This window comes from Calidifontibacter indicus (assembly GCF_003386865.1).
Taxonomy (GTDB): Bacteria; Actinomycetota; Actinomycetes; order Actinomycetales; family Dermatophilaceae; genus Yimella; species Yimella indica.
This window is the reverse complement of sequence record NZ_QTUA01000001.1, coordinates 1,104,896-1,127,723: the sequence shown is the minus strand read 5'-3', so window position 1 is coordinate 1,127,723 and position 22,828 is coordinate 1,104,896. Positions and strand designations below refer to the sequence as shown.

Here is a 22,828-nt window from a genome sequence, read left to right as displayed (position 1 = left end):
GCCGGTCGCGCGTCGCGACCGACGTTCTAGGCTAACGCGTGGCGGCTGCGAATCCGAACCCATTCCGGGGCGGTCCTGCGAGCGGCACTGCGTCACCGCTCAGTAGCCGCGATAACCGCCGGGGTTCCACTGTGCGGCCTGCTGCTGCATCCGGAACTGCGAGCGCTCCCGGCCGGAGTTGACCAGCTTGACGATGCCGACGATCAGCATGATCAGGCCGATCAGTCCGGCGATGCTCGCGATGATCAGCCCTCCGCCGATCCCCGTCACGGCCTTCTCCCCGGCGTTCTTCGCGTCCTTGCCGTCGGGCAGCAGCATGTCGCGGTCGCCGCAGTCGACCCGGTAGTCGCCCGCGGTCGTCGCGGTGAAGCTGCCGGCCATCACGTAGCGGTTACCGCCCCGAGTCCAGGCGGTGCTTCCGCTCGAGCTGGTGACGTCGACCCGCGCGCCGGACGGGTCTTGCACCGTGCACGAAGTCACCCCCGACGACGTGGTGCTGGTCTCGACGCCTGTGTCGTTCGAGTCGGCGGGGCCGGAGAAGGCGTAGATGTCGCGGGTCTGCCCGGCCGCCATCGGCACGCTGCCCTGAGCACCAACGATCGGTGCGCTCTGCACGATGTCGTACGCACCCTTCACGCCGAACACCACACCGGCCACGAAGATGCCCGGTGCGACGACGAACATGAGCAGTGCGCCGATGATCGTGAGCGCAAGGCCGCGGCGTTTGGGCTGGCCTGGGTTGGTCGACATCCGGGTTCTCCTTCGTGCTCGGGATCGATTCCCTGCGTGTGGTCCGAAGGATCGGACGCCCGCGCGCCCCGAAGGTTCCCTCGCCCCTGCTCCCCACCGTCCGGGAAGCCCTCGGGCGCCAGCCTAGTTGGCGCAGTCGCCACCGATCCGCCACCTGCCTCCCCCGAGCTCAGTCCTCCCAGCGGAACAGCTTCGCCGCGATGGCCATGAACAGCACCGCGAAACCGAGCAGGATCGCCATCGGCAGCAGTGCCGCGGAGGCACCCTGTCCGCGCACCATGACGTCCTTCATGCCTTCGGTGAGGTGCCCCATCGGCAGCACGTTCGCCACGGTCTTCAGCCAGTCCGGAGCGAACTCCAGCGGGATGAAGGCGCCACCGAGGAACGACATCGGCAACACGATGAGGTTGGCCAGACCCGAGGCCGCTTCCTCGGTCTTCGACACCGATCCGGCGATCAGACCGATCGCCATGAACACCAACATGCCGCACAGTGCCAGTGGCAGCGCCATGTACCACGCACCGCTCAACTGCATCCCGAACAGCAGCTTCGCCACCAACACGAACAGCGCGAACTGCAGCGCCGCGATCACCAGCGACACCACGATGCGCGAGGCGACGAGCTCCCACGGCTTGGTCGGTGAGAGCCGCATCCGGCGCAGCAGCTTGGTCTTGCGCCAGTTGACGAGCGTCATCGCGCCACCGAACGTGCCGCCCATCGCCAACGCGAACCCGAGCAACCCGGGAGCGAGGTACTGGATCGGCTTCAGCGAGGCGTCCTCGACCTGCTGGGTTTTCAGGGTGATGGCCGGTTTCACTTGTGCCGCCGCCAGATTGGCGTTGTCGACGAAGGAACTGATGGTGCCTTGCACGGTGGCCGACTTCACCTGATCGGCGTTGGAGTAGTGGAGCACCAGCGTGTCGCCCTGCTGCTCGACGACGGCGTCGACGTCGCCCTTCTTCAACTTGTCGAGCGCGTCGGCACGGTCGGTGCTCCTGGTCGTCTTGAACAGGTCGTCCCATTGCTGCTTGCCCTGGGCCGGCATCTGGTCGAGGAACTGCACGCTGCCGACCTGGATCACGTTCGAGCGGCTGGCCTTGTCGCCGCCGCTGTTGAGCAGCCCGAACAACAGCAGGAAGGCCAGCGGGAAGGCCAGCATCCAGAAGAGGATCTGCTTGTCGCGGATGAACGCCTTCCACTGGGCCCGCGCCAGCGTGACGAAGCCCTTCGGTTTGCGAGCCGGCGCCTGGGTCGCAGGCGGCCGCTCGGTCGTCTGCGTCATTTCGTCGAGATTCGTCATGATGTTGCCCCCTTGATCGAGCGTGCTCCCGACATGAGGTCGGGGTCCCCGCGAAGTATCGGAGTGAGGAACGAACGGAGAACTTCGTGGGGTGACGTCACGCTCGGTACTCCCGTCCGGTGAGTTCGAGGAAGACGTCCTCGAGGGTCGCGCCGACGACGGCGACGCCGTCCAGCGCCCGTCGATCCGCGAGCGCGATCAGCACCGGCGCCGGATCGTCGGTGACCATGGTCAGTGCGTCGGTCGATTCCTCGACCGAGATCACGCCGGGCAGTCGGCGCGCGTCGTCGTAGGCGATGCCGCCGGTGTTGACGGTGATCTTGTGCGGTGCGTCGATGCCGGCGATGAGTGCGCGCGGGGTGTCGACGGTGAGGATGCGCCCGTTGTCCATGATCGCGACCTCGTCGCACAAGGTCTGGGCTTCGTCCATGTAGTGCGTGGTGAGCACGACGGTGCGTCCCTCGGCGTTGATGCCGCGCAGGGTGTCCCACAGATTGCGGCGGGCCTGCGGGTCGAGCGCCGCGGTGGGTTCGTCGAGGAACACCACCTGCGGGTCGTGCACCAGCGAGCAGGCGATCGACAAACGCTGCGCCTGTCCGCCGGAGAGTTCTTCGGTGCCGGTGTTGGCCTTTTCGGTCAGGCCGAACTGTTCGAGCAACGCCTCGCACCGCTCGTATGGCGCGCCGTAGAGGTCGGCGAACGTGCGAATCTGTTCTGCCGCAGTCAGTTTCGGGAAGAAAGCGGTGGCCTGGAACTGGACGCCGATGCGCGGTAACAGGTTGGTGTTGCGCGGCCAGACGTCGAGTCCGGCGATGCTCGCGCTGCCGGAGTCGGGCTTGCGGATGCCCTCGATGATCTCCAGCAAAGTGGTCTTGCCGGCGCCGTTCGGACCGAGGATGCCGAAGAAGGCGCCTTCCTCGACGGTCAGGTCGACGTTGTCGACGGCTTGGTGTGTGTCGTATCTTTTGGACAGGCCTCTGGCCTGAATCACGGACCCCATGGCATCCAACCTATGGGCTCGACATACCGCGCCCCCAGGACGAATGTCACGGTTCGGTCGAGAGTCATGTCAGGACATCGGGCTAACGGCGCGCAGTGATTTTCACAGGGTCACGATGGTAAGTGTTCGGACGGGGTCCAGGGTTCCGGCGCCGGAATGCGCAGGCGACCCGCGCGGATTCGTGGTGGTCAGTTGCTTGATCCTCATTCGTAACGACCGTCGCTGCGCCGCAACAGGATTCGCGGAAGAACAACCCACAGGCCGAGCAGGCTCACCGTGCACAGTGCCGCAGTGATGTACCCGGCGGTGCGACCGAGCACGACGTCGACCACGAGGGCGGTGGCACAGACGAGGGCCGCGCCGAGGAGGCCGAGGCCCACGATCGTGAGCTTGTTGGTGGCTCTGACCAGTTCGTCCTTGGCCCGCCTGCGAAACAACATCCGATGGATGAGCACCGGAGTGATCACACAGAAGGTCGATGCCGTGATCAGCCCGACGATGACGACGTACAGGTGCACTTGCCGTCCTTCTAGCACGTCGAAGCGGGCCTGGAAAGGCAGGATCAGCAGGAACGCGAACAGGATCTGGATACCGGTCTGGGTGACTCGCAACTCCTGGAGCAGTTCGTTCCAGTTGCGGTCGAGACGTTCGCCGGGCGACTCGTTTCGTTCGTCGTCGCCGTGCTGGTAACTGACCGTCTCCTCGCGCATTGGCCCAACGTACTGACGCATGGGGCGGCGCGGGGCCGGTTCGGTCGGTGCACGACCGGGGGCAACCTTGAACGCCGACAACCGGCGACGTCAGCCACCGTGCAAGGATCGGCCGATGGGAGCCCTGCCTGATCGCATCGCTGAACGATTGTCCGGCCGACGCTCGTGGTGGGCTCTCCTGCTTGCTGTGCTGCTGGCCGGCCTGGCCTTCGCGATGGGCGCGCCGTCGAGCACGAGCGCACCCGTCTCGTTGCCGAAGTCGGCCGATTCGGCACAGGTGCGCGAACTGTTGAAGACCTTCCCCGGTGGCGACCTGTCGCAGGGCGTGGCCGTGGTGACCCGTCGCGACGGTGCCGCGCTCACGGGCCAGGATCTCTCGGCGATCTCCTCAATGCGCGAACGAATGCTTGCGGTCGATCGGGGCGAGGCAACCAAGAATGCGCCGCCCGCCGGTCCGACGGTGGTGCCCGCTCCCGACCGCAAGGCGGCCATCGCGTTCGTTCCCTTCGACTCCTCGGTCACCGGCTTCCCCCTCGTTGACGCGGTCAAGGAGGTTCGCGAGACCGCGAAGAACGTTCTGCCGCAAGGCCTTCGGGTAGAGCTGACCGGAGGACCGGGCTTCGGGGCCGACATCGCGAACTCCTTCGCCGGCGCCGACCTGCGCCTCATCCTGATCACCGCTCTCGTCGTCGCGGTGCTGCTGCTGATCACCTACCGCTCACCGATTCTGTGGTTGGTTCCGTTGATCGTCGTCGCACTCGCCGACCGGGTTGCCTCGATCGTCTCCGCACGCGTGGTCGAAGCCTTGGGTCTGGTGAGCGACGGTTCAACGTCAGGCATCACCAGCGTCCTCGTTTTCGGTGCCGGCACGAACTACGCGCTGCTGTTGGTGTCTCGATACCGCGAGGAATTGCACCGCGAGACCGATCACCGGGCCGCGCTCCGCACCGCCGTACGCCACGCAGGGCCTGCGGTGCTCGCGTCCAACCTGACCGTCGTCCTCGCCCTCGGGGCACTGCTGTTCGCGGTGCTGCCGAGCAACCGCGTGCTCGGTCTGAGTTCCGCGGTCGGCCTGCTCGTCGCGCTGGTGTTCGTGATGCTGATGCTTCCGCCCGCGCTAGCTCTGTTGGGTCGCAAGCTGTTCTGGCCGTTCGTGCCGAATGTGGGCGACGGGCACGACGAACAGCGGGGCGCTTGGCACAGGGTTGCGTCCGCGGTGTCAGCCAAGCCCTGGCTTTACGGCGGGGTCGGCGTGCTGGTGCTCGTGCTCTGCGCACTCGGCCTGATCAACGTCAAGGTCGGCCTGTCACAGACCGAGCAGTTCCGGGTGACCGCCGAGTCGGTCGACGGCGCGCGCACGATCGGTGAGCACTACCCGGCCGGCGAGGCCAACCCGACCCGCGTCGTGGCGCGCACCGCGGCCGCCGGGCCGGTGCAGGAGATCCTGAAAGGCGTGGACGGCGTCCGCTCGGTGCGCCCCGCCGGCACCTCGTCCGACGGGCTGACCTCATGGTCGGTGGTGCTCGCCGCGCCATCCGGCACCGACGCGGCCACCGGAACGATCCGCGCGGTCAGAGATGCCTTGAGGGCCGTGCCCGACGCTCAGGCGCTGGTGGGGGGTGCGGACGCCGAGGCGCTCGATCAGGCCGATGGCGCCTCGCGCGACCTCAAGGTCGTGGCGCCCCTCATTCTGCTGGTCGTCTTCGTCGTGCTCATCGCCCTGCTGCGCGCATTGGTCGCGCCGCTGCTGCTGATGGCGTCGACAGCGCTGAGCGCACTGGCCGCCATCGGCGCCGGCAGTTGGATCAGCGATCACATCGCCGGTTTCCCCGCGCTGGACGACGGGGTGCCGCTTTTCGCGTTCCTGTTCCTGGTCGCACTCGGTGTCGACTACACGATCTTCCTGGTCACCCGCGCACGAGAGGAAAACGTCACCCACGAGACCCGCGAGGCCATGGTGCGTGTCGTCTCGGCCACCGGTGCGGTGATCACCAGCGCCGGTGTCGTGCTCGCCGCGGTGTTCGCGGTGCTCGGCGTGCTGCCCCTGATCGTGCTCACCCAGCTCGGCATTGTGGTCGGGTTGGGCATCCTGCTCGACACCTTCCTGGTGCGCACCGTCGTCATCCCGGCGCTGTGGAGCCTCGTCGGCGCGAAGGTCTGGTGGCCATCCGCTCTTGGCTGAGTAGCCGCAAAGAAGCGACGGATCTGCGCAGATCGACCCCTCTCCAGTACTGCATCGTTCACCGACCAAACAAGGTCTCGATGTGATTTGTCAGGACTCCGCAGTCGACATGGAACGAAGTCGCCGGGTGGCCCGTCACTCCCCTGGTTCGGCAATGGTTCAGCCGGACAACTCAAGACGGCGTAAAAGCGTTGTCGCACAATGAGATTCAGGGCAATTCACGAAGAACATCGCAAAGTTCGCACTCGCTGCCACCTTGGTCGGCGGCATCGGTGCACCCGCCATCGCAGTGGCCACCGGAGCCGGGGAGGCCACTGCTGCAGCCCCCGTCTGCGTCAACAGCACATCGATGCCGAGCGGGTCGTTCCCGCTGAAGTCGGGCGAGGCGTACACCAACGGCGGACCCCACTCCGGCTACAACAGCGCCGCCGACCGCTTCCACATCAAGCGGATACAGAAGAAGGTCGGCATGAAGGCCGACGGCTTCTACGGCCCGAACACCGCGCGCAAGGTCGCCGCGTGGCAGAAGGCCAAGGGCCTGAAGGCAGACGGACGGGTCGGCGCCGGCACGTGGGCGAAGATGCGGACGGTCCACTGCGGCTACCGCTGACAGATCCAGTACCGCGCGGGCGACCCGGGGGCGGGGTCGCCCGCGCTCACGTCCGACGCCAGCACCACGTGTTGAGATCGCTCCCGCCCGAAAGACCTTCGTCACGAAGCATTGACGGTCATCAGAAGTACCAGGGGAACGGCGACCAGTCCGGGTCGCGCTTCTCCAAGAACTGGTCGCGACCTTCGACGGCCTCATCGGTCATGTAGGCCAGGCGGGTCGCCTCGCCGGCGAACACCTGCTGGCCCATCAGCCCGTCGTCGGTGAGGTTGAACGCGAACTTCAACATGCGTTGCGCCTGGGGCGACTTGCCCATGATCTCGCGGGCGGCCTGCACCGCTTCGTTCTCAAGCTCGGCGTGGTCGGCGACGATGTTGACGGCGCCCATGCGGTGCATGTCCTCGGCGGAGTAGGCCCGGCCGAGGAAGAAGATCTCGCGGGCGAACTTCTGCCCGACCATCTTGGCCAGGTAAGCCGAGCCGTAGCCGGCGTCGAACGAACCCACGTCGGCGTCGGTCTGCTTGAACCGGGCGTGTTCGCGGCTGGCGATCGTCAGGTCGCAGACGACGTGCAGCGAGTGCCCGCCGCCGGCCGCCCAGCCGCCGACGACCGCGATGACGATCTTCGGCATGGTGCGGATGAGGCGCTGCACCTCCAGGATGTGCAGGCGTCCGCCCTCGGCCTTCACCCGGCGCTCGTCGACCGTGTCGGCGGTCTCGCCGTCGGCGTACTGGTAACCCGAGCGGCCTCGAATGCGCTGGTCGCCGCCGGAGCAGAACGACCACTTGCCGTCCTTGGGCGAGGGCCCGTTGCCGGTGAGCAGCACGACGCCCACATCGGCGGTGCGACGGGCGTGGTCGAGCGCGCGGTACAACTCGTCGACGGTGTGCGGACGGAACGCGTTCAACACCTCCGGACGGTCGAACGCGATCCGCACGCACCCGAGGTCCTTGGCGCGGTGGTAGGTGATGTCGGTGAAGTCGAATCCCTCCACCTCGTCCCAGAGGGACGGGTCGAACGGGTTCGCGGTCTGATCGGTCACCCGCCCGAGATTAGCCGGGACGCGAGGTCACGGACGCAGCAGCACCTTGCCCACGCGCGGCTCGGTATTGGCCGCGGCGGCTGCGGAGATGTCGTCGAACGAGTAGGTCGCCTCGACCGGCAGGGTGAGCGCGCCCGAGCCGATGCGCTGGAGCAGTTCGCCGAACAACTCGCCACGCTTGGCGGCGGGCATCGTCGCGCTCACCTTGCTGCCCCAGAAACCCTTGACGGTGGCCTGCTTGAAGATCACGTCGCCCGACCCGATCTGCATGGTCGGCGAGGCCATCGCCCCGAACACCACGAGAGTGCCGTTCTCGGCGAGCAGCGACAGCACGTCGCCGCTGGCCTGCCCGCCGACGGAGTCGACCCCGACCACGATCGGCGCACCACCGGTCAGCTGCCCCACCTGCTCGCGCCAGCCCTCGTCGTCGGTCGCAACGACGCGCTCGATGCCCTGGCTCGCCAGCTCCCGCACCCCTGAGGAGCGACGCACGAGGCCGATCACGTTGATGCCGCGGGCCGCCGCCAGCTGCGCCAGCAGCCGTCCGACGGCGCCATTGGCGGCGTTCTGCACCAGCCAGTCGCCCTCGTTCAACTGCACGAAGTCGAGCAGCGAGATCGCGCTGAACGGCATGGCCACCAACTGCGCGGCCACCTCGTCGCTGAGGTCCTCGGGCACGGGGATCAGCGCGCCGGCCTCCGCCACGAAGAACTCCGCCCACGCACCGAACGAACCGCCGGTGGCGACGCGCTGCCCGGGAGCGAAACCGGTGACACCCTCCCCCACGGCCTCGACGACGCCGACCGCCTCGGTGCCGGCGCGGGCCGGCAGCTCGGGCTTGAAACCGTAGGTGCCGCGCACCGTCCACAGGTCGTGGTTGTGGATGGGCGACAGCACGGTGCGCACGAGCACCTCGCCGGGGCCGGGCTGCGGGGTCTCGACGTCCTCGACGCCGAGCACCTGCGCCGGGTCGCCGAAGCTGTGGTGGATGAGTGCGCGCATGACGGCCTCCAAAGTTTTTGAACTGACCGTTCTAATATATTCTAGAACGGTCAGTTCACCAAAACCGGGAGGGATCTTGGGCCGCGGGCGCACCTTCGACGCCGCAGAGGTGGTGCGCGCCGCCCGTCGCGTCTTCTGGGAGCGCGGCTACGCCGAGACCGCCGTGCCCGACCTGGAGAAGGCCACCGGCCTGAACCGTTCGAGCATCTACCACGCGTTCGGCAGCAAGCGCGGCCTCTTCGACGCCGCCGTCGACAGCTACCTCGACGACGTGATCCGACCCCGCCTCGCGCCCCTGCGCACTCCCCCGGTGGCCGCCGACGCACTCGAGACCTACCTCACCGGCCTGCGCACAGCGATGCTCGGCGGCCTGCGGGAGCTCGAGCAGAACGGCTGCCTGCTGATGAACGCCACCGGCTCCACCCTCGGCCACGACGACGCCCTGCGTGTGGTCGTGTCGCACTACTACGCCGATCTGCGGGCGGCGATCGCCGCAGGCGTCGCCGCACGTCGCCCCGACCTCGACGCCGCCGCGGCCGATCTGATGACCACCACCTGCACCTCGCTGGTGCTCTCGTCGATGATGAGCGTGCGGATCAGTCACGAGACCGCTGCCGAGATGCTGACCACCGCGCTGCGGACGGTGCAGGCGGGCTCGTAACGTGGGCGGGGTGGACCTCCCGCTGCACATCGTCTCCCTGCCGCTCAACACCCGTTTCCGCGGCGTCGTCCACCGCGAGATCGCCCTCGTCGAAGGGCCCGCCGGCTGGGGCGAGTTCAGTCCGTTCCTGGAGTACGAGCCGGACGAGGCCGCGCGCTGGCTGGCCGCTGCGATCGAAGTGGCCACCCACGGGTTCCCCACCCCCGTGCGCGACGAGGTGCCGGTCAACGCCACCGTGCCTGCCGTGCCCGCCGACGAGGTGCCGCGGGTGCTCGCCCGCTACGACGGGTGCACCACGGCGAAGGTGAAGGTGGCCGAACGCGGCCAGGCCCTCGACGACGACCTCGACCGGGTGGCCGCGGTGCGGGCAGCGATGGGCGCCGGCGGACGCGTCCGCATCGATGCGAACGGCGCGTGGACGGTCGACGACGCGCTCGCCGCGATCCGCGCCCTCTCCCCCTACGACCTGGAGTACGTCGAGCAACCCTGCGCCACCGTCGAAGAACTCGCGCAGCTGCGAATGGCCTTGGCCCGCAACGGCATCGACGTGCTGATCGCCGCCGACGAATCGATCCGCAAGGCCGACGACCCCCTGCGGGTGAAGCAACTCGGGGCCGCCGACGTCGCCGTGCTGAAGGTGGCTCCGCTCGGCGGGGTGCGCGGCGCGCTGCGCATCGCCGAGCAGATCGGGTTGCCGGTCGTGGTGTCGTCGGCCCTCGATTCCAGTGTCGGCATGGCCGCCGGAGTGGCGTTCGCCGCGACGCTGCCGCAACTGCCGTTCGCCTGCGGGCTCGGCACGATCGAGTTGTTCGACGGCGACGTGGTGACGAACTCCGTGGTGCCGCACGGCGGAGTGCTGCATCCCGGCGTGGTGTCGCCCGAACCCGAGTTGCTCGAACGCTGGGCGGCTCCCGCCGACCGGGTGGCGTGGTGGCGCGAACGGGTGGCTCGCGCCTCGGCCTACCTGTGAGGCGGCTACCGACTCAGGCGGAGAACGCCGAGTCGTCGGCGAGCGCCCGGCGCACCCGCGCGAAGGTCTCGTCGTCGCCCGCGGCCAGCAGCGGCGTCTGCAGCGACGTCGGGTCGTAGTCGAAGCCGTCCGCGTAGCCGACGACACCGCCGGTCTCGGTGAGCAGCAACGAACCCGGCGCGTGATCCCACGGCATCGACCCGCCGTACAGCAGGAAGTCGGCATCGCCGAGCGCGAGGTGCGGATAGTCGACTCCGCAACACACCCACGACAACGCCAGCGGCGGCAGGTCACCGATGCGCTCGTTCAGCAGCGAACGCCGCGAGGTGTGTCCCGACAGGCTGTCCTGCGCACGGGCGATCGGCTGCAACCGGTCGCCGTTGCGGAACGCACCGGCGCCCCGTTCCGCGACGTACGCGGTCTTGTACTCCGGCTGCCAGATCACGCCGCGCACCACCTGGCTGCCGTGCATCTCGGCGACCATCAGCGCATGGTCGGGCGAGCCGTTGACGAAGTTCTTCGTGCCGTCGATCGGGTCGACGGTGAACCAGTGGTCGGCGTCCGCGGTCTTCTGCAGGATCGACGGGTCGGCCGAGACGGCCTCCTCCCCCACGATCAGCGCGTCGGGGTACGCGTCCTGCAACCGGGCGGCGATGGCGAGCTCCGACTCGCGGTCGGCAACGGTCACCAGATCGCCCGGGTTCTTCTCCATCACCTCATGGGCGGCGAGGGATCTGAACCGCGGCGTCACGATCTCGGCGGCGACTTCCTGCAACAGGGCCAGCAACTGGTCGTTGTCCACGCCGTCCATCTTGCCGCACGGGGTACCTCAGCTCGTACGGTGCACCTTGTGCGCGGCGGCCTGGGCACGGGGCCGCACCACGAGCTGGTCGATGTTGACGTGCTCGGGCTGGGCGGCGACGAACGCGACGGTCTCGGCGATGTCCTCCTGGGTCAGCGGAGCCTCGACGCCCGCGTAGACCGCGGCGGCCTTCTGCTCGTCGCCGTGGAAACGCACCAGCGAGAACTCGTCGGAGGCGACCATGCCCGGGTCGATCTCGCAGACCCGCACCGGCTGGTCGAACAGTTCGAGGCGCAGCGACATCATCAGCGAGTGCACGGCGGCCTTCACGCCGCAGTACCCGGCGCCACCCTCGTACGCCACCATGCCGGCTACCGAACCGATGGTGATGATCACGCCGTGTGCCTTCGTGAGCGCGGGAAGCAGCGTTTGGATCGAGGCGGCCACACCGATGACGTTGGTGTCGTACATCGTGCGCCATTCCTCGAGCTTGGCGGTGGCGACCGTTTCGGTGCCGATGGCTCCGCCGGCGTTCGCGACGAGGACGTCGAGCCGGTCGCCGACCGCCGCGGCGAGCGCTGCGATGTCGTCGGCCTTGGTCACGTCGCAGGTGAGGGCGCGGCCGCCGATCTCCTGCGCGAGGGCCTCGATGCGGTCGGTGCGGCGGGCCGCACAGATCACCTCGAACCCGTCGGCGGCCAGCCGGCGCGCGGTCGCCCGCCCGATCCCGCTGCTCGCACCGGTCACCACTGCGATTCGTCGCTGCGTCATGGCTGCAGCTTAGGAGGGGGCGGCGCCACCGACGGCTGCGGGCCGCACCCCCCTCCTTCGGGGAGTGCGGCCCGCAGCTTCGATCAGGTGAGCTCGGCGCTCGCGACCTCAGCGGTCGTTGCGGTCGATGCGGCCGTCGCGGTCGACGCCACCCTCAAGGTCGACCTCGATCTCCTCGCGGCCGACCTCGGCCTGCACCTCGCGGTCGTCCTGCACGGTGTTGGTCTGCAGACCGACGCGCTCCTTGTCGACGACGACCTTGTCGACCACCGGACGCTCCTCGGAGAGGGTGATCGACGCCTCGTCGTCACCGAGCTCGCCCTGCGAGGTGGTGCCCTCGGCGATGGGCTCGCGGACGACCTCGAACTCCTCGCGCTCGACCGGCACGGTGATGGTCTTCTGCTCGGTCACGACGTGCTTGCGCAGTCGCACACGGCCGGTCTCGACACGCTCCTTGCCGACGCGCAGCTCCTCCTCGCGGCGCACCATCGAGTCGGTGTCGCCGTCGGTGTGGCGGTCGCCCTCGAGGTTGCCGCGACGCTCGTCGAAGTTGCGGTCGGCGCCGCCCGCCACCGGCATCGCGGCCTCGACGTCGCCCTCTCGGCGCGCGTCGAGGTCGGTGCGGTCGGTGAGGTCGGTGCTGTTGCCGACGAACTCGTCGCGACGGTCGTCACGCAGGTCGCCACGCAGGTCGCCCCGGCCGGCACCCTGACCGCGGTAGTAGTCCTGGATGGCGTCCTGCTCCTGCTCGGAGAGGTGGCCGTCGGCGTCGACGTTCGGCGCGTCCTTCACGAAGTCCTTGGTGTAGGGCACCCGCAGGTCGTCGCCGTCCTCGCGTGCGCCGTCGAGCGGCACGAAGGTCTCCTTGGTGCCGAAGAGGCCGGTCTTCACGGTCACGAAGGAGGCGCGACCGGTCTCGTCGTCGAGGTAGATCTGCCCGACGGAGCCGATCTTTTCGCCGTCCTGGTCGAGAACGTTCATGTGCTGCAGGCGATCGAGATCGAAGTTCATTGTCTTCCCCTCAGTTCGAGCGCGCCGACGTGTTCGGCGTCTCCAATCCACTTTTCTGTCACGGTCGGGCGCCCGGATGGGGACTCCGGAGCACCCCGACGTTCTTCCGCACTGTGAAAGATCGCGGAATGACGCGGAATCTACGGCGCTCGTCGACCGAATTTCACCCTTTGGGATGATCACCCGGCGACCTGCCTAGGGTGGTCACCATGCGCCCTCTGGTCCCCTTCCCCGTCGACGCGGCCGACCTGCGCAGCTACCGCCGGGCCCTGCTCGACGCGCTCGAGGGAGGGCCCGCGGTCGCCCCGCTCACCGATGCCGGCCCGCCCGATCACGACCGGGTGCCGGACGGCGTCGCGCTGGTGGTCTCCACCAGTGGCTCGACCGGTCGGCCGAAGCGCGCGATGCTCACCGCCGAAAATCTGCGCGCGAGCGCCACCGCCACCCACGCCCGGCTCGGCGGCCCCGGTCAGTGGCTGCTGCCCATGCCGCCGCAGCACATCGCCGGCACCCAGGTGATTGTGCGCAGCATCGTCGCGGGCACCGTGCCGGTCACCCTCGCCTCCTTCGGCATCGACGAATTCGTGCAGGCGACAGGCGAACTCACCGCCGAACGCTGCTACACCTCCCTGGTGCCGACCCAGCTGGTGCGGCTGCTCGAGGCCGGTCGCGGCGAGGCGTTGCGCCGTTACGACGCGATCCTGCTCGGTGGTGCGGCCAGCCCGCCGGCCCTGCTCGAACGCTCGGCCGACGCCGGGGTGCGGGTGTGCACGACGTACGGCATGAGCGAGACCGCCGGCGGCTGTGTCTACGACGGGCAGCCGCTCGACGGCACCACCGTCGAACTCGATGACGACCGGATCACGTTGCGCGGCAGCACGGTTGCCCTCGGTTACCTGGGCGACCCCGAGCTCACCGAGCAGGCCTTCGACGGCGCCGGCGGTTTCCGCACCGGCGACCTCGGCACCTTCGTCGACGGACGCCTGCAGGTGCTCGGGCGGGCCGACGACCTCATCAACACCGGCGGCATGAAGGTGGCGCCGCGGGTGGTCGAGGACGTGCTCACCCGCCTGCCGGGCGTGCGGGAGGCGGTCGTGCTGGGCCTGCCCGACCCCGAGTGGGGGCAGGTGGTGAGCGCCGCGCTCGTCGCCGATCCGCGCCCCTCCCTGCGCGCCGTCCGCGAGGCCCTGCGCGACACCCTGCCCGGCTATGCCCTGCCCCGCCGACTGCTGCTGGTCGACGCCCTGCCGCTGCGCGGACCGGGCAAACCCGACCGGGTGGCACTGGCGGCGTCCGACCAGTGGCAAAATTGGGCGACCTCTCCCGACGCCGCGACCTGATCCGGCCTGCCCTTGCAGGAGTTCGCAACACCTATGGCCACGCTCAACCAGTGGATCGCCGGCGCCCGTCCGCGCACCATCCCCGCCGCCGTCGCACCCGTCGCGGTCGGCACCGGCGCCGCCTACGTGCTGCAGCGTGCCAACCCCGGCTACGCCGTTCTCGCCCTGCTGGTGTCGGTGTTGCTGCAGATCGGCGTCAACTACGCCAACGACTACTCCGACGGCATCCGCGGCACCGACGAAGACCGCGTCGGACCCGTGCGCCTGGTGGGGCAGCGCCTCGCCACGCCCTCGAACGTGAAGCTCGCCGCGTTCATCGCGTTCTTCTGGGCCGGTTTCTGCGGGCTCGCGCTCGTCACGTTGAGCAGCACCTGGTGGTTGCTGATCGTCGGGGCGGCCGCGATCTGGGCGGCGTGGAAGTACACCGGGGGCGACAAGCCGTACGGCTACATGGGCCTCGGCGAGGTCTTCGTGTTCGTCTTCTTCGGTCTCGTGGCGACCCTCGGCACCACCTACACCCAGGCGAAGGAACTCAACCTCGCCGCGGTGGCCGGCTCGATCGGCGTGGGCGCACTCGCGGTGGCGATCCTGCTGGTCAACAACCTGCGTGACATCCCCGGCGACACCGTCTCCGGCAAGCGCACGCTCGCCGTCCGCATCGGCGACCGCAGCACCCGAGTGCTGTTCGTCGGCATGTACGTCATCGCGCTGGCGGCGGTCGTGGTGATCGCGTTCGACCAGCCGTGGGCGGCACTGGGCGTGGTCGGGCTGCTGCCCGCAGTCGTGCCGATCCGCACGGTGATCGCCGGGCGCAAGGGCCGCGACCTGGTGCCGGCGCTGGCCGGCGCCGGGCTCACCAGCCTGACGTACGGCCTGACGCTGGGCCTCGGGTTGTACCTCGCCTACCGGGTGGGCTGAGACCGCTCAGCGGTCGGTGTACTCCTCGTCGGCCTCGTCGCTGCCTTCGGCCGTGGAGAGGTCGTCGTCCAGGTCGTCGTCCTCGGCCGTGCGGTACTCGTCGGCCTTCGCGCGCCGCTCGGTGACCTTCTGTTCCAACTTCTGGGCCACCGCCTCGCGCGGACCGGCCAGCAGGAAGGTGGAGATGATCGCCGACACGACCGCCGACAGCACCAGCAGGGCCCAGCCGCGCAGTTGGGTGAGCCACAGCGCGCAGAGCACGCCGAAGAAGACGAGCAGACGAAGAACGGTGTAACGCGCCATCAGGTCACATTCCCGAGTAGGAGTGCTGGCCGACGAAGAACACGTTGACGATGCCGTAGTTGATCAGCACGCACGCGAACCCGGCGAGCGCCACGTAGATCGACTTGCGACCGCTCCACCCGGCGGTCATGCGGGCGTGCAGGTAGGCGGCGTAGAGCACCCAGATCACCAGGGTCCACACCTCCTTGGGGTCCCAGCTCCAGTACTGGCCCCAGGCCTCCTGCGCCCAGATCGCGCCCGCGATGAGGGTGAAGGTCCACAGCGGGAAAGCGATGATCAGCACGCCGTACGCGAGCCGGTCGAGCGTGTCCTTGCCGGGCACGGCGTCCATGAAGGCGAGCTTGCCGGGCTTCTTCTCCCGCCAGGCCTGCACGAACCACAGGGCGTGCAGCACGAACGCGACGGTGAACAACGCGACCGACAAGGTGGCGACGGTGACGTGGATCGACAGCCAGTAGCTGCGCAGCGACGGCAGCAGCTGGCTGGCGTCGGTGTAGAACACCAGACCGGCGAGCATCTCGAAGAGCACGACGACGCCGGTGACGAACGCCCCGAGCCACCGGACGTCGTGTCGCAGCGCCCAGCCCAGGTAGGCGACCATCACGAAACCGCAACCGACGAGCAGGAACTCGTACATGTTGCCCAGCGGCGGGCGCTGCACCGACCAGCCACGGGTGGCGATGCAGGCAATGAGCAGCAGGGCGCCCAGCCACGACAGCGAGATGCCGATGCCGGCCCACTGCCGCTTCTCCGGCACGTCGGGTGCCTCGGTCTCGACCTTCGTGACCACGGCGGTGTCACCGCCGGCCTCGGCCACCTCCTGCGTCTCGCCGGCCCGGCGCGCGGCCGCCCGGGCCTGACGGCCGGGGTGTCCCGCGAGGTCGACGGTGAACGACAGCATCGCGAGGGTCAGCACGAGCGCCGACGACCACAGCAGCCGGAGGCTGTTGTCGGCGAGGGCCTGGTCGACCCCGGAGGTCATGAGGGAGGTGATCATCGGGGACCTGCTTTCTTGTCCTGAACAGGGTACGTCGCACCCGAGGTGCTGGCTCGGAGCGTTCCGAGCAGTTCGTCGACGGCGAGCTGCAGACGCGGGTCGTCGCCCTTGGCGAGCGCGCCGATCTGCACCCGGCTGCCGCCGGCGTCGGTCGGGGTCACACGCAGGAAAATGCGGCGGCGGCGCAGCACCATCGACATCACCAGACCGATCAGACCGAGCATCGCGCCGACGAGTGCGGGCACCTTGCCCGGGTCGGTGCGCACCGACAGACCGGCCCAGCGCGGCACGGCCTCGAGGGTGATCGAGCCGCGTCCGCCGGGCAACTGGATGGTCTCGCCGGGGCGGATCATCATGCGCAGCGGCTGACCGTTGGTGGCCATGACCTGTTTCATCTCGCTGGTGTCGAGCGAGAACACCGACTGCGGTCGCCCGCCGGGGAACAGGTTGCCCTCGTACATGCCGAGCACCAGCGCCGGCTCCTTGAGGTCGGGGAAGGTCGAGTAGGGCCCTTGCACGTCGTCGAAGGCGACGGACGGCAGGAACAGGCCGAAGAAGCCGTACTGCTGCGGCGACGCACCGGTCACCTTGATCGCGCCGACCGAGCGGTAGTTGTTGTCCTGCGGCAGGAACGGGGTGGCGTCGTCGTAGAGCACCTTGCCCTTCGCGTCGCGCACGACGACCTTCGGGGCGTAGCCGTTGCCGAGCAGGTAGACGTTGGAGCCGCCGATCTTCAGCGGGTGGTTGACCGAGATCTGCTGGTCGGTGGCCTTTCCGCCGGCGCCGTCCGTCGTGGTCACCTGGGCGGTGAAGCTGCGCGGCTGGCCGTACTGCGGCGAGTCGGCCGGCACGTTCTCCTCGAACGACACGTCGAGCTTGTTCATCGTGAGCGTCCAGGGCGTGATCTTCTCCAGGTCCACCCACGGGCCCGGGTCGAGCGTGTCGTAACGCGTCATGGTGGAGGCGAAGTCGCTCTTCTCCGGCACGATCACGTCGCCGCGCCAGCCGAGCAGCGAACCCATCGCGACCGAGATGATCACGATCACCAGCGACAGGTGGAACAGCAGGTTGCCGGTCTCGCGCAGCCGGCCGCCCTCGGCCGAGAGCTCGAGCGGACCGTCAGCGGGCAGGTCGTCCTCCCGCAGCCGGTAACGTCTGCGGCCCAACGCGGTTCGTGCCGCGGCGATGACCTCCGCCGGCGCCGCGTCGATTTCCTCGTCGGCGCTCGCGGCGAGCCGGCCGAGCCGGGCGGGCACCTTCGGGATCGGCGACCGCAGCGACCGGTAGTGAATGCGCATGCGCGGGATCACACAGCCCAGCAGCGACACGATCAGCAGCAGGTAGATCGCGGCGAACCACGGGCTGGAGAACACGTCGAAGAAGCCGAACCGGTCGAGCCACGGGCCGACGGTCTTGTGCTTGTCGAGGTAGTCGGTCACGCGGCCGGCGTTGATCGACCGCTGCGGGAAGATCGAGCCGGGCACCGCGGCCACCGACAGGATCAACAGCAGGAACAGCGCGGTGCGCATCGAGGTGAGCTGGCGCCACAACCAGCGCAGCGTGCCCACGAGGCCCAGCTTGGGCTGGGTGGGGCCGGACGCGGTCGGACGGGTCTCGGTGGTCGTCATCAGATCACCGTCCGGAATCCGTCGACGCCGACAAGGTTCGTCTGCATCCAGACAATGAACTGCTCCCAGACCCCGGCGACCATCAACAGGCCGACCAGCAACATCAGTCCCCCGCCGACCCATTGGATCGCACGGTGGTGGTCACGCAACCAACGTGAAGCCCGCTCGGCACGTGACCAACCGGCGGCGATGAGAACGAACGGGATGCCCAGTCCCACGGCATAACAGATCGCCAGCACGACACCGCGTCCGACGAACCCGCCGTCACCGGCGAGCGGGGCGTTGACCGACAGGATCGCGCCGTAGACCGGGCCGATGCACGGGCTCATGCCGAGCCCGAACACGACGCCGAGCAACGGCGCGCCGGCCAGCCCGGCGGCGGGGCGCCAGCGCACCGGCAGACCGCGCTGTCCGATGAAGCCGAGGTAGACCAGCGCGAGCACGATGACGATCACCCCGGCGACCCGGTTGATCGTGGCACGGTACTGCTGGGTGGCTTCGAGCGCCACGCCGAGCGCGACGGCCACCGACACGAGCACGGCCCCGAAGCCGAGCACGAACAGCAGCGCCCCCGCCACCAACCGGGTGCGACGTTGTTCGTCGGTGAGGCCGGTGACGTAGGCGAGGAACCCCGGCACCAACGGCAGCACGCACGGCGACGCGAACGACACCACGCCGGCCAGCAGCGCGAGCGCGAGCGCCACCGGCAGGCTGCCGGAGACGACCGTGGAACCGACGTCGGTGATCATCGAGAGCGACTACGCCGACTTCAGCACGTCGTCGACGAGACCCTTGAGGGTCGCCTCGGTGACCTCGCCCGACACGCGGGCCGCGATGCGGTGCTCCTTGTCGAGCACGAGGGTGGTCGGGTAGGCGCGCACCTTGCCCTGCAGCGACAGCAGCGCCTTGCCGCCGTCCTCGGCCAGGGACGGGTAGGTGACCTTTAACTTCGCCAGCGTGGCCTGCGCGCGCTGCACCGAGTCGCGCTGGTTGATGCCGAGCATGACGACCGGCTGCCCGGCGGCCTGCCAACCGGCCCAGGCGCTCTGCAGATGCGGCAGTTCGTTCTGGCAGGGCGGGCACCACGCGCCCCACACGTTGAGCACGACGACCTTGCCGTCGGCGCTGCTGCTGCTCCACGTCTTGCCGTCGAGCAGGGTGCCGTCGAGTTGCACCGGCTTGCCCCGCTGGGAGACGGCGAGCTGCTCGATGGTGCCGTCGCCGGCGACGTAACCCTTCGAGTCGCCCTTGTTCGCCTGTGCGGAAACGGAATTCGGGTCGCTGCTGCACGCGGCGAGGGTCGCCGTGGCGAACATCCCGCCGAGGGCGGTGAGCACGGTGCGGCGGCTGGCGCTCATGCTCCGGGCACTTTCGAGGCGCGGGCGACCAGCGCGGCGGCCGGCTCGGAGTACTGGATGCTCAGCAGGTTGTCGTCGGCGAAGCCGATGCTGGTGACCGACGCCAGCGAACACTCCCGTTTGCGCGGGTCGTGCCAGTAGCGGCGTCCCTCGAACGCCAACCGGGCGATCCACACCGGCAGCTGGTGGCTGACGATCACCGCTTCGTGGCCGCGGGCGGCGTCGCGGGCGTCGGCGACGGCGGCCTGCATCCGGCTCGCGATCTGGGTGTAGGGCTCACCCCACGACGGCACGGTCGGGTTGACGAGCTTGGGCCACAGGCGCGGGTTGAGCAGTTGCTTGGGGTTGGAGCCGACGGTCATGCCCTCGAAGTCGTTGCCCGCCTCGATGACGCGCTCGTCGATCGTGACCGCCTGGTGCAGCGTCTCGGCCAACGGCTCGATGGTCTCCTGTGCGCGTTCCAGGGGCGAGCTGACCAGGTGGGTGACGTCGTGGGTGGAGAGGTACTCCCCCACCACGACGGCCATCTCGCGGCCGAGCTCGGACAGGTGGAAACCGGGCATCCGTCCGTAGAGCACACCCTGCGGGTTGTGCACCTCGCCGTGCCGGACGAGGTGGACGACGGTACGGGTGCTCATGCCGGAAGGTTCCCATCCGTTCCTGTGGATGACGTGATCGCCGCGACGGCGGCCGGCAGCGCGTCGATCACCTTGTTGACGGCGTCGTCGTCGTGGGACGCGCTGACGAACCACGCCTCGTAGGCGCTCGGCGGCAGGTGCACGCCCTGGTCGAGCATCGCGTGGAAGAACCGGCCGAACGCGGCGGTGTCCTGTGCCTTCGCGTCGTCGTAGTTGGCGACCGGCTCCTCGCGGAAGAACACGCTGAACATCGAACCCGCCCATTGCACGACGTGCGGCACGCCCGCCTTGTCGAGGGCTTCGGACGTCGCGCCGGCGATGGCGCGGGCGGCGACGTCGAGCCGGCCGTAGATGTCCGGGGTGCACAGGCGCAGGGTGGTCAGGCCCGCCGCGGTGGCGACGGGGTTACCCGACAGGGTGCCCGCCTGGTAGACGGGGCCGTCGGGAGCCAGGCGGCTCATGATGTCGGCGCGGCCGCCGAACGCCGCGGCCGGGAAACCGCCGCCCATGACCTTGCCGAAGGTGAACAGGTCGGGCACGCCGTCGCCCTGCGGGCCTTCCAGCCCGAACCACCCGGACGGCGAGCAGCGGAAGCCGGTCATCACCTCGTCGCTGATCAGCAGCGCGCCGTGTGCGCGGGTGACATTGCGCAGCGCGGCGGTGAACCCGGGCGCCGGTGGCACGACACCCATGTTGCCGGGGCTCGCCTCGGTGATGACGCAGGCGATCTCGTCGCCGTACTCGGCGAATGCCGCCTCGAGCGCGGCAATGTCGTTGTACGGCAACACGATCGTGTCGTGGGCGTTCGACTCGGGCACACCCGCGGAGTCGGGCAGCGCGAAGGTGGCGACACCGGAGCCCGCCTGGGCGAGCAGCGCGTCGACGTGACCGTGGTAGCAACCGGCGAACTTCACGACCTTGGTGCGGCCGGTGAACCCGCGGGCCAACCGCAGCGCGCTCATCGTGGCCTCGGTGCCGCTGCTGACCAGTCGCACCTGCTCGACCGGGTCGACCCGGGAGACGATCTCCTCGGCGAGAGCCACCTCGTTCTCGCTCGGGGTGCCGAACGAGAAGCCCTTGGTCGCCGCCTCGCGCACCGCGCGCTCCACCTCGGGGTGGGAGTGGCCGAGGATCATCGGCCCCCACGAACAGATGAGGTCGACGTATTCGTTGCCGTCGACGTCGGTGAGCCACGGGCCCTTGGCCGAGGCGATGAAACGCGGGGTGCCGCCGACCGCCCGGAACGCACGCACCGGGGAATTGACCCCACCGGGGGTGACCCGGCGGGCACGGTCGAGCAGGGCAGCGGAAACCGAGGTCTGCGGGGTGGACATGGCCCCCATTGTCCCAGACGGGTCGCGGCATCCGAAATCGCGTGCGGCGGCGGGGCCGGAGGGTCAGAGGTTTACGCGCACCTTCGCCATCGTGGCGCCCAGATCGATCAACTCCGACCGCTCCAGCCGATCGACCAAATGCCGACGGACGCCGGTGACGTGCACGCGCGCACCGATCACCACGGCATCGAGACCGGCGTCGGTGAGCACGAGTTCGACGCCGCGTCCGTCGCCGACCGCGGCCCGGCGCTCGACCCATCCGCGGGCGGCCAACCGGTTGGCGGTGTGGGTGACGCGGCTGCGCGACTGCACGATGAGATCGGCCAACGTGCTCATCCGAAGCACCCGATCGGGCACCTCGGACAGCATCGACAACAGTTCGTACTCGGACAACGACATGCCGGCGCCCGACTGGAGCTCGGTGTCGAGCACCGTCTCGAGCGCGCGGGAACTACGGATGTAGCTGCGCCACGCCACCTGCTGGTCATCGTCGAGCCACTCGACCCCTGAGTCACTCATGACCCACAAGGTACGCCCCGACGGGGCTGTGACGGCCGATGAATACTGCAACTATCCGGAAACGAACGGTCTCAGTTCGCGTAGTCGGGGGCGGCCGGAAGCGCGAACGCCCGCTCCAAGGTAAGTGATCCGACGCTGTGCAGGTAACCGGCCAGCCAGGGTCCGACATAGCGCAGGTGCCACGGCTCGTAGCGATAGCCGGTGGTCGCGTCGGCGCCCTTCGGGTAGCGGACGACGAAGCCGTACCTGTAAGCGTCGGACTTCACGAACCGCCCGGCGGCGGTGTCGGCGAAACACCCGGACAGGGTGCAGGACGAGCCGGCGACGTCGACTGCGAGCCCGGTCTGGTGCTCGCTGTGTCCGGGACGGGCGGAGTAGGTGTCGGCGGCCTTGCGCCCGTCGCGTGCGACGTAGGCGGTGTAGAGCGACTTCTGTCGTGCCGCCGACCGGTAGGAGCTCGCCACCCACAGCGAGGTGCCCTGTCGCGCAGCGGTTTTCGCCATCTTCTCGTAGGCACCGGCGGCGGACGGCTGCAACCGCAGGTTGCCCGAGGTCGTCAGCCGCGGCGGCGTGGAAGACCCGGCCGAGACCTTCTTGTTCACGACCAACCAGGGGCTGGCCGCGAGCGCCGCGGCGTCGGTGCGCACCGTGATGATGCGGCGCTGCCCGGCCACCACCACGGTGACGCGGCTGCCCTGCACCTTCGAACTGATCGGCACGATCGCCTTGCCCGCGGTGACCCGAGAGCGGCCGATCACGCGTCCGTCGTCGATGACGGTCACCCGCGAGCCGGTGGCGACACCGGTCGTGCCGACACCGACCACGACGCAGGCGGACGTCACCGGCAGCGCGGTGGCCAACACGATGCGGGCCGGTTTGCGCGGGGCCGCGGAGGCAGCTTGCGCGGGACCGGCGAGGGTGGTCAGGGCTGCGGCGGTCACGAGAACCGCGAGCGTCTTCATCTGCGAACTCCGAACGGGTC

General features: G+C 69.1%; 24 protein-coding genes. 6 read left to right on the top strand and 18 right to left on the bottom strand.

Annotation, left to right across the window (positions count from 1 at the left end):
* Positions 1 to 99: 99 nt before the first annotated feature.
* From DFJ65_RS05425 to DFJ65_RS05410, 4 genes are all read right to left on the bottom strand, one after another.
* On the bottom strand, positions 100 to 750 hold the full coding sequence (locus DFJ65_RS05425) for a hypothetical protein (RefSeq protein WP_115922146.1): 651 nt from the start codon (positions 748 to 750) through the stop codon (positions 100 to 102).
* A 169-nt stretch (positions 751 to 919) separates the two neighbouring features.
* Positions 920 to 2,050, bottom strand: coding sequence for an ABC transporter permease (locus DFJ65_RS05420; RefSeq protein ID WP_245950032.1), 1,131 nt, complete (start codon positions 2,048 to 2,050; stop codon positions 920 to 922).
* 97 nt (positions 2,051 to 2,147) lie between these two features.
* A complete protein-coding gene (locus tag DFJ65_RS05415) occupies positions 2,148 to 3,050 on the bottom strand; it encodes an ABC transporter ATP-binding protein (RefSeq protein ID WP_115922145.1) in 903 nt (300 codons plus the stop codon).
* A 203-nt stretch (positions 3,051 to 3,253) separates the two neighbouring features.
* The gene (locus DFJ65_RS05410; protein WP_115922144.1) at positions 3,254 to 3,760 is read right to left on the bottom strand and encodes a DUF6328 family protein; all 507 of its coding nucleotides are present in this window, start codon (positions 3,758 to 3,760) and stop codon (positions 3,254 to 3,256) included.
* A 115-nt stretch (positions 3,761 to 3,875) separates the two neighbouring features.
* On the opposite strand from DFJ65_RS05410, the gene DFJ65_RS05405 reads away from it, so the two are divergent.
* Entirely contained in the window at positions 3,876 to 5,942 is a 2,067-nt protein-coding gene (locus tag DFJ65_RS05405; protein WP_115922143.1) for an MMPL family transporter, read from the top strand.
* Between the two features lie 256 nt (positions 5,943 to 6,198).
* The gene (locus tag DFJ65_RS05400; RefSeq protein WP_245950030.1) at positions 6,199 to 6,552 is read left to right on the top strand and encodes a peptidoglycan-binding domain-containing protein; all 354 of its coding nucleotides are present in this window, start codon (positions 6,199 to 6,201) and stop codon (positions 6,550 to 6,552) included.
* 121 nt (positions 6,553 to 6,673) lie between these two features.
* Here the strand turns inward: DFJ65_RS05400 and DFJ65_RS05395 are convergent, their stop codons facing one another.
* Positions 6,674 to 7,594 carry a 1,4-dihydroxy-2-naphthoyl-CoA synthase gene (locus DFJ65_RS05395; RefSeq protein WP_115922142.1) on the bottom strand — a complete coding sequence of 307 codons (921 nt, stop codon included), beginning with the start codon at positions 7,592 to 7,594 and terminating at the stop codon, positions 6,674 to 6,676.
* A gap of 27 nt (positions 7,595 to 7,621) precedes the next feature.
* On the bottom strand, positions 7,622 to 8,596 hold the full coding sequence (locus DFJ65_RS05390) for a zinc-binding dehydrogenase (RefSeq protein ID WP_115924118.1): 975 nt from the start codon (positions 8,594 to 8,596) through the stop codon (positions 7,622 to 7,624).
* A gap of 76 nt (positions 8,597 to 8,672) precedes the next feature.
* Between DFJ65_RS05390 and DFJ65_RS05385 the strand changes: the two genes are divergently transcribed.
* Both DFJ65_RS05385 and DFJ65_RS05380 read left to right on the top strand, forming a co-directional pair.
* Positions 8,673 to 9,257, top strand: coding sequence for a TetR/AcrR family transcriptional regulator (locus tag DFJ65_RS05385; RefSeq protein WP_115922141.1), 585 nt, complete (start codon positions 8,673 to 8,675; stop codon positions 9,255 to 9,257).
* A gap of 10 nt (positions 9,258 to 9,267) precedes the next feature.
* On the top strand, positions 9,268 to 10,227 hold the full coding sequence (locus tag DFJ65_RS05380) for an o-succinylbenzoate synthase (RefSeq protein ID WP_245950028.1): 960 nt from the start codon (positions 9,268 to 9,270) through the stop codon (positions 10,225 to 10,227).
* Positions 10,228 to 10,240: 13 nt separating this feature from the next.
* Here the strand turns inward: DFJ65_RS05380 and DFJ65_RS05375 are convergent, their stop codons facing one another.
* From DFJ65_RS05375 to DFJ65_RS05365, 3 genes are all read right to left on the bottom strand, one after another.
* Entirely contained in the window at positions 10,241 to 11,038 is a 798-nt protein-coding gene (locus DFJ65_RS05375) for an inositol monophosphatase family protein (protein WP_245950026.1), read from the bottom strand.
* An 18-nt stretch (positions 11,039 to 11,056) separates the two neighbouring features.
* Entirely contained in the window at positions 11,057 to 11,800 is a 744-nt protein-coding gene (locus DFJ65_RS05370) for an SDR family NAD(P)-dependent oxidoreductase (RefSeq protein WP_115922139.1), read from the bottom strand.
* Between the two features lie 108 nt (positions 11,801 to 11,908).
* Entirely contained in the window at positions 11,909 to 12,811 is a 903-nt protein-coding gene (locus tag DFJ65_RS05365; protein ID WP_115922138.1) for a DUF2382 domain-containing protein, read from the bottom strand.
* 209 nt (positions 12,812 to 13,020) lie between these two features.
* Between DFJ65_RS05365 and menE the strand changes: the two genes are divergently transcribed.
* Positions 13,021 to 14,151, top strand: coding sequence for an o-succinylbenzoate--CoA ligase (menE, locus tag DFJ65_RS05360; RefSeq protein ID WP_115924116.1), 1,131 nt, complete (start codon positions 13,021 to 13,023; stop codon positions 14,149 to 14,151).
* Positions 14,152 to 14,184: 33 nt separating this feature from the next.
* Positions 14,185 to 15,069, top strand: coding sequence for a 1,4-dihydroxy-2-naphthoate polyprenyltransferase (locus DFJ65_RS05355; protein ID WP_115922137.1), 885 nt, complete (start codon positions 14,185 to 14,187; stop codon positions 15,067 to 15,069).
* A 6-nt stretch (positions 15,070 to 15,075) separates the two neighbouring features.
* Here DFJ65_RS05355 and DFJ65_RS05350 read toward each other — a convergent pair whose 3' ends face one another.
* From DFJ65_RS05350 to DFJ65_RS05310, 9 genes are all read right to left on the bottom strand, one after another.
* A complete protein-coding gene (locus tag DFJ65_RS05350; protein WP_115922136.1) occupies positions 15,076 to 15,372 on the bottom strand; it encodes a DUF4229 domain-containing protein in 297 nt (98 codons plus the stop codon).
* 4 nt (positions 15,373 to 15,376) lie between these two features.
* Complete coding sequence (gene ccsB, locus DFJ65_RS05345; protein WP_115922135.1) at positions 15,377 to 16,369, bottom strand: c-type cytochrome biogenesis protein CcsB; 993 nt, start codon at positions 16,367 to 16,369, stop codon at positions 15,377 to 15,379.
* Positions 16,366 to 17,997: a cytochrome c biogenesis protein ResB gene (gene resB, locus DFJ65_RS05340; protein WP_115922134.1), complete on the bottom strand. Its 1,632-nt coding sequence runs from the start codon at positions 17,995 to 17,997 to the stop codon at positions 16,366 to 16,368. Before resB ends, ccsB begins: the two co-directional genes overlap by 4 nt.
* Positions 17,997 to 18,746 carry a cytochrome c biogenesis CcdA family protein gene (locus tag DFJ65_RS05335; protein ID WP_115922133.1) on the bottom strand — a complete coding sequence of 250 codons (750 nt, stop codon included), beginning with the start codon at positions 18,744 to 18,746 and terminating at the stop codon, positions 17,997 to 17,999. Before DFJ65_RS05335 ends, resB begins: the two co-directional genes overlap by 1 nt.
* Positions 18,747 to 18,755: 9 nt before the next feature.
* Positions 18,756 to 19,355 carry a TlpA family protein disulfide reductase gene (locus DFJ65_RS05330; RefSeq protein ID WP_115922132.1) on the bottom strand — a complete coding sequence of 200 codons (600 nt, stop codon included), beginning with the start codon at positions 19,353 to 19,355 and terminating at the stop codon, positions 18,756 to 18,758.
* On the bottom strand, positions 19,352 to 19,993 hold the full coding sequence (locus DFJ65_RS05325; protein ID WP_115922131.1) for a histidine phosphatase family protein: 642 nt from the start codon (positions 19,991 to 19,993) through the stop codon (positions 19,352 to 19,354). Before DFJ65_RS05325 ends, DFJ65_RS05330 begins: the two co-directional genes overlap by 4 nt.
* Positions 19,990 to 21,327 carry a glutamate-1-semialdehyde 2,1-aminomutase gene (hemL, locus tag DFJ65_RS05320; RefSeq protein WP_245950024.1) on the bottom strand — a complete coding sequence of 446 codons (1,338 nt, stop codon included), beginning with the start codon at positions 21,325 to 21,327 and terminating at the stop codon, positions 19,990 to 19,992. Before hemL ends, DFJ65_RS05325 begins: the two co-directional genes overlap by 4 nt.
* Before the next feature lie 63 nt (positions 21,328 to 21,390).
* Positions 21,391 to 21,846, bottom strand: a complete 456-nt coding sequence (locus DFJ65_RS05315; RefSeq protein ID WP_115922129.1) for a MarR family winged helix-turn-helix transcriptional regulator — start codon at positions 21,844 to 21,846, stop codon at positions 21,391 to 21,393.
* Positions 21,847 to 21,917: 71 nt separating this feature from the next.
* Positions 21,918 to 22,808, bottom strand: a complete 891-nt coding sequence (locus DFJ65_RS05310; RefSeq protein ID WP_115922128.1) for a M15 family metallopeptidase — start codon at positions 22,806 to 22,808, stop codon at positions 21,918 to 21,920.
* Positions 22,809 to 22,828 lie beyond the last annotated feature (20 nt).